This window comes from Globicatella sanguinis NBRC 15551, from assembly GCF_001552295.1.
Taxonomy (GTDB): Bacteria; Bacillota; Bacilli; order Lactobacillales; family Aerococcaceae; genus Globicatella; species Globicatella sanguinis.
The window spans coordinates 1-3723 of sequence record NZ_BCQX01000160.1 but is presented as its reverse complement, the minus strand read 5'-3'; the positions used below and the strand labels follow the sequence as shown (position 1 = coordinate 3723).

Sequence of the window (3723 nt, the reverse complement as noted above, 5' to 3'; positions counted from 1 at the left end):
AGTCATTTCTATAAATCCACACCAAAAAGTATAGAGCCCTTTTAATTAGTCTTCGATGTTTCTTGCTTCGTTGATACCGCTGGCTAAAGATTCCATTAAGGATAGTTCTTTGTCTGTAAAGCTATCCATGTATTTCTCTATCTGTAATCGTCGGGTGCTTTTTACCAAGTTATTAGCAGGTAAGAAAAATTCATCAACGGAAACATGAAGTAACGATACAAGGTCATAAAGAACTTGTATGCTGGGGTGTTGCCCTTTATTTTCAATATTAGTTAAGTACCGTGGGTCAATTTCAATCAATGCTCCCACTTGTTCACGAGTTAAACCTCGTTTCAATCGAGCTTCTTTAATGGCTAAACCAAAGGCTCTAAAATCATATTTATCTTCTTTTTTACGCATAGTAGACCACCTCTATACATTTTATTGTTCCTACTGAATTAAAAACAGGTATAGAAAAACGTGTTATATGGTTTATAGGTTTATATTTAATAAAAAGCACTACTAAACGCCAATAAAAAAAACCGTTATATGGTAGTGCTATTTACGCTGTTAAAATATTGTATATTACTTCCAAATGGCGGTTTGTTGGAGGTCAACGTCGCCATGAAGTACATCATATACAATAAATTTCCTTACATTGGGTTCTTGTCAAAAAAAGTCGTCTATCTGCAATAGATAAGTACGTCCACCAATGTGGTTTTATAAATCATATAGATAGAATAACAGAAGCATGTAAACAGAGAAATAAATCTGTTTATATGCTTTTTTGGCTATTCAGAACTTTTTTACAAAGTTTATTTATCAGTAATGCAACAAATCCCCCTTTCACATTGGGACTAAGAGTGAAAGGAGATAAACGAGCAAGGCTCACTTCCTTTCCTAGACAGAAAGGGGGTGAGAAACATGAAACCATCTTCTTTTCAGACCACAATAGAAAATCAGTTTGACTATATCTGTAAACGTGCTATGGAAGACGAGCGAAAGAATTATATGCTTTATCTTTCAAGGATTGCAAAGCGTGAGGTGTCCTTTTCGGATGTTGGCGATTATCTTGTTAGCCAGTTTGCGACAACAGATAACTATTCAACTGACTTTCAGATTTTTACACTCAATGGGTTATCAGTAGGCGTTGAAAATGATTTGTTGAGTGAAGCATTACGTGAGTTGCCAGACAAGAAACGTGAAATTCTACTGCTGTTTTACTTTATGGACATGAGCGATTCAGAAATTGCAGACCTGTTGAAATTGAACCGTTCTACTGTCTATCGGCATAGAACCAGTGGACTAGCCTTAATTAAAAAGTTTATGGAGGAATTTGAAGAATGAAAACACAATATCCTATGATTCCCTTTCCTCTCATTGTAAAGGCAACAGATGGCGATACCGAAGCGATTAACCAGATTCTACATCATTACAGAGGGTACATAACGAAGCGTTCCCTACGACTTATGAAAGATGAATATGGCAATCAAAGTATGGTCGTTGATGAAGTCTTACGTGGAAGAATGGAAACCAGACTGATTACAAAGATTTTGTCATTTGAAATTAAGTAATATCCTCTCTCCTTTCGTGGAAGCGTGCTAAACCATTCCACGCTTCCCGAACAGGGAGGTTTGTTATTCCACCAAAGCATATTGAGCTTTCAATGTGTTTTGATAGGCTAACGAGCCATTGTTCTTTGAAAACTGAATAAAAGTAATCGAATACGTTTCGATAAGAAAAGAGCCAACGGAACTAACCGCCATGACCTATCTTATAAAGATAGCGAGCGATTCATGTTAGTGATCCGAGAAGCAATCTTTAGCAGGATTGCCTGCAACGACATTCTTATCGTGATAATGATACTCCCATACAGTCAATAGTCCGAGCGTGATAAAATCGTCGCAGGCAATGAGTATGGCTACATGAGAACCATGCAGGGGTGGAACTCCCGTGAGCTTTGCTAAAGCTGTTCGATTGCTGGTAAAACAACTTTTATGAAATCCAAATAAGTGATTTGGAAAGGAGGATTTTATGAAGCAGACTGACATTCCTATTTGGGAACGTTATACCCTAACCATTGAAGAAGCGTCAAAATATTTTCGTATTGGCGAAAACAAGCTACGACGCTTGGCAGAGGAAAATAAAAATGCAAATTGGCTGATTATGAATGGCAATCGTATTCAGATTAAACGAAAACAATTTGAAAAAATTATAGATACATTGGACGCAATCTAGCGTCGCCAAAGGGTCTTGTATATGATAAAATAGTATTAAGTCGTATCAAGGCTCTTTCCATAAAGGAAAGGAGCAAATGCCATGTCAGAAAAAAGACGTGACAATAAAGGTCGAATCTTAAAGACTGGAGAGAGCCAACGAAAAGACGGAAGATACTTATACAAATATATAGATTCATTTGGAGAACCGCAATTTGTTTACTCGTGGAAACTTGTGGCTACAGACCGAGTACCAGCAGGAAAGCGTGATTGTATCTCACTTAGAGAGAAAATCGCAGAGTTACAGAAAGACATTCATGATGGTATTGATGTTGTAGGAAAGAAAATGACACTCTGCCAGCTTTACGCAAAACAGAACGCTCAAAGACCAAAGGTTAGAAAAAACACTGAAACTGGACGCAAATATCTTATGGATATTTTGAAGAAAGACAAGTTAGGTGTAAGAAGTATTGACAGTATTAAGCCATCAGACGCTAAAGAATGGGCTATTAGAATGAGTGAAAATGGTTATGCTTATCAAACCATCAATAACTACAAACGTTCTTTAAAGGCTTCATTCTATATTGCTATACAAGATGATTGTGTTCGGAAGAATCCATTTGACTTTCAACTGAAAGCAGTTCTTGATGATGATACTGTCCCTAAGACCGTACTAACAGAAGAACAGGAAGAAAAACTGTTAGCCTTTGCAAAAGCTGATAAAACCTACAGCAAAAATTATGATGAAATTCTGATACTCTTAAAAACAGGTCTTCGTATTTCAGAGTTTGGTGGTTTGACACTTCCAGATTTAGATTTTGAGAATCGTCTTGTCAATATAGACCATCAGCTATTGAGAGATACTGAAATTGGGTACTACATTGAAACACCAAAGACCAAAAGTGGCGAACGTCAAGTTCCTATGGTTGAAGAAGCCTATCAAGCATTTAAGCGAGTGTTAGCGAATCGAAAGAATGATAAGCGTGTTGAGATTGATGGATATAGTGATTTCCTCTTTCTTAATAGAAAGAACTATCCAAAAGTGGCAAGTGATTACAACGGCATGATGAAAGGTCTTGTTAAGAAATACAATAAGTATAACGAGGATAAATTGCCACACATCACTCCACATAGTTTGCGACATACATTCTGTACCAACTATGCAAATGCAGGAATGAATCCAAAGGCATTACAGTACATTATGGGACATGCTAATATAGCCATGACGCTGAACTATTACGCACATGCAACATTCGATTCTGCAATGGCAGAAATGAAACGCTTGAATAAAGAGAAGCAACAGGAGCGTCTTGTTGCTTAGTAGTACAAATGAATTTACTACTTATTTACCACTTCTGACAGCTAAGACATGAGGAAATATGCAAAGAAACGTGAAGTATCTTCCTACAGTAAAAATACTCGAAAGCACATAGAATAAGGCTTTACGAGCATTTAAGAAAATATAAAAAGATAATTAGAAATTTATACTTTGTTTATTTTAAAAATATCGTTTTATTAAATTTTGATT

5 protein-coding genes are annotated in these 3723 nt (G+C 36.4%); 4 read left to right on the top strand and 1 reads right to left on the bottom strand.

The annotated features are described in order from the left end of the window. Nucleotides 1–45 precede the first annotated feature (45 nt). Nucleotides 46–399 carry a helix-turn-helix transcriptional regulator gene (locus GSA01S_RS09620; protein ID WP_001227347.1) on the bottom strand — a complete coding sequence of 118 codons (354 nt, stop codon included), beginning with the start codon at nucleotides 397–399 and terminating at the stop codon, nucleotides 46–48. Between the two features lie 504 nt (nucleotides 400–903). Here GSA01S_RS09620 and GSA01S_RS09615 point away from each other — a divergent pair. From GSA01S_RS09615 to GSA01S_RS09600, 4 genes are all read left to right on the top strand, one after another. Then, a complete protein-coding gene (locus GSA01S_RS09615) occupies nucleotides 904–1326 on the top strand; it encodes a sigma-70 family RNA polymerase sigma factor (RefSeq protein ID WP_000804885.1) in 423 nt (140 codons plus the stop codon). Continuing rightward, entirely contained in the window at nucleotides 1323–1553 is a 231-nt protein-coding gene (locus tag GSA01S_RS09610; RefSeq protein ID WP_000857133.1) for a helix-turn-helix domain-containing protein, read from the top strand. The genes GSA01S_RS09615 and GSA01S_RS09610 overlap by 4 nt, the downstream gene beginning before the upstream one ends. 460 nt (nucleotides 1554–2013) lie before the next feature. Then, nucleotides 2014–2217 carry an excisionase gene (locus GSA01S_RS09605; RefSeq protein WP_000814511.1) on the top strand — a complete coding sequence of 68 codons (204 nt, stop codon included), beginning with the start codon at nucleotides 2014–2016 and terminating at the stop codon, nucleotides 2215–2217. A gap of 81 nt (nucleotides 2218–2298) precedes the next feature. Next, a complete protein-coding gene (locus GSA01S_RS09600) occupies nucleotides 2299–3516 on the top strand; it encodes a tyrosine-type recombinase/integrase (protein WP_001291561.1) in 1218 nt (405 codons plus the stop codon). Nucleotides 3517–3723: the final 207 nt, after the last annotated feature.

Coding starts and splice junctions, on each gene's coding strand:
- GSA01S_RS09620 (WP_001227347.1), bottom strand. CDS start 399: ATGCGTAAAAAAGAAGATAAATATGATTTTAGAGCCTTTGGTTTAGCC.
- GSA01S_RS09615 (WP_000804885.1), top strand. CDS start 904: ATGAAACCATCTTCTTTTCAGACCACAATAGAAAATCAGTTTGACTAT.
- GSA01S_RS09610 (WP_000857133.1), top strand. CDS start 1,323: ATGAAAACACAATATCCTATGATTCCCTTTCCTCTCATTGTAAAGGCA.
- GSA01S_RS09605 (WP_000814511.1), top strand. CDS start 2,014: ATGAAGCAGACTGACATTCCTATTTGGGAACGTTATACCCTAACCATT.
- GSA01S_RS09600 (WP_001291561.1), top strand. CDS start 2,299: ATGTCAGAAAAAAGACGTGACAATAAAGGTCGAATCTTAAAGACTGGA.